Origin of the sequence: Legionella bozemanae, from assembly GCF_001648595.1 — a bacterium.
GTDB classification, from domain to species: domain Bacteria; phylum Pseudomonadota; class Gammaproteobacteria; order Legionellales; family Legionellaceae; genus Legionella; species Legionella bozemanae.
Window position 1 is genome coordinate 1 of the sequence record NZ_LBAW01000060.1, and the last position, 1,874, is coordinate 1,874.

Genomic DNA, 1,874 nt, shown 5'->3' on the forward strand with positions numbered 1-1,874 from the left:
CCGTATACGCAAAGCTACTTTGAATACTGGCGATGGAATCAATTGTTGAAAAAGTAACCCCGCCATTTTTAGAACCAAATAAAGTCAGTGTGGTAGAGGACGCTAACGACACAAAAAAATGAATAATGATAAACATCGGAGGCCAAGACCATAAAAACACTTGGGTTTGCATGTAGATCATGTATACCCCATGCATGCCAGGCACCAGCGCTAACAACATCACTAAAGGAAAAATACACAGAGTCAACATCCAAAAGACAGTCATATAATAAGGAAGCCGATAACCTGCAAGCCAAAAGCTGTTCGCTTCAGCCACGTGCATTTTTTGCAGACTGGAACTGTTGGTATAATTCATCAGCTCCGCATCCGCGCCAGCAAAAGCAAAGGCATCAAGGGCTGATTCACGGGTGGCATTAATTAAAATATTTTGCGTAAGCACATTGGCCGCATCTTTGGACACGTTCATAAAATAGGAATGAGCAGCCGCCAAACCATCACTAAACTTCTCTTTATCACCCTTGGTCATAATATTCGATAAATGAACAAGTTGTTTTTCTATTCCCGTATTCAATTCTGGTTTTAAACGTGCTGCAGCCTCAATGCAGCTCAAATTAGTGCCATCATGAAATAAGACACGATAAATAGGAGAGGGATGCTCAAAATACAGGCGAATTAAATCCGAGCTGTGCTTCATTTCATTGGGTGAAATTTGCTGACTCCCCAAAAGTTTGGCTGAAAAAATGCATTGCCTGATGTAAGTGGACAAATCACGAGAGAGTTCAGGTGACAAAGACAAGTTAGAACTGGTGGACGCTAAGAAGGTACGTGAACCAAACAACATGCCAGTTCGTGTGTAATCTAAATCTTGCGGCATATGAAACACGTCACTAAATACTTGAGTAATTCCATACCCAATGCCACTAATAAGTGCTGCAGGTAGCCCCACGCCTAATGGCACATTATCTACGGTGAGTTCAGGCCCTGCTGAATCCGCCGTTTGCATATCAATAATGGCAACTGGGGTTTTGATGCCTAAAATACAAAACAAAAACACAAACGTACACAAAACATAACGACTAATGGCTTGAATCCTTTTACCACTGACGTATTGAAACCCGACCACCCCTACAGCAAGAATACTCACGATGTCTTGAGCCGATTTGTAAGTTGAGGTGCCAAGCAGCGTCACCATGGCATCCAGTACTGTTTTGAGATACTCACCATTTTGTGGCGTATAAATGGTTAAAAGACTCATTGCGCGTCTCCATAATAGGCTGTTCTTAAGGTGGGTGTTAAAGCACTTAATGCTTGTTTGACGTTGTTGCGGATTAATTCATTCGTCTGTAACGCTGCATTAAACCGCTCACGGCTCTCCGTGCTAAACCGCGCCACAAACTGTTGTGCTAGTTGCAGATTTTTGTATAAACGCTCTTCATTGTGAGCGCCTAGTTCACGCCCTGAGAGCGAAGCGCGAATAATATCGAGGGAATTGGAAAGGTATTGTGCCAATAAATCAGTTGCCACACTTTGAGCCAATTCATAACTGCCTTGAATACCGGTGTTTTGTTGCGCATTGGCGGAAATAAGATTAAAAACTGCAGGTTGTGTTAACTCAATCAGCCCCTTTTGCTTATCGGATAACTCTTTGCCCATTTTAATGTTGTCATAAATCCCCTGCAGTAATTCCTGGACTTGAGCCACTAAGGCTTTTTTGGCACTGATTTCTTGCGTGCTTGCGGTATCAATAGATAAGCAATGCGACTGTGGCCCTGTATCAGTACAGTGGTAACTGGGTAACTTTCCTCCATACAATAAGGCTTTAATAAAATCTTGATTGGTTGCAAGCGAAGGGTAAGTCATTAACGCCCCTTTCG

The 1,874-nt window shown here is 42.6% G+C and carries 2 protein-coding genes; both read right to left on the bottom strand.

The window, feature by feature from the left end:
• Positions 1 to 1,255: conjugal transfer protein TraG N-terminal domain-containing protein (locus A8O27_RS17920; protein WP_162270514.1), on the bottom strand; the 1,255-nt coding region annotated here is incomplete at its 3' end.
• Positions 1,252 to 1,874 (bottom strand): conjugal transfer protein TraH (locus A8O27_RS17925; RefSeq protein WP_211269260.1); only part of this gene is annotated, 623 nt, incomplete at its 5' end. The genes A8O27_RS17925 and A8O27_RS17920, both read right to left, overlap by 4 nt.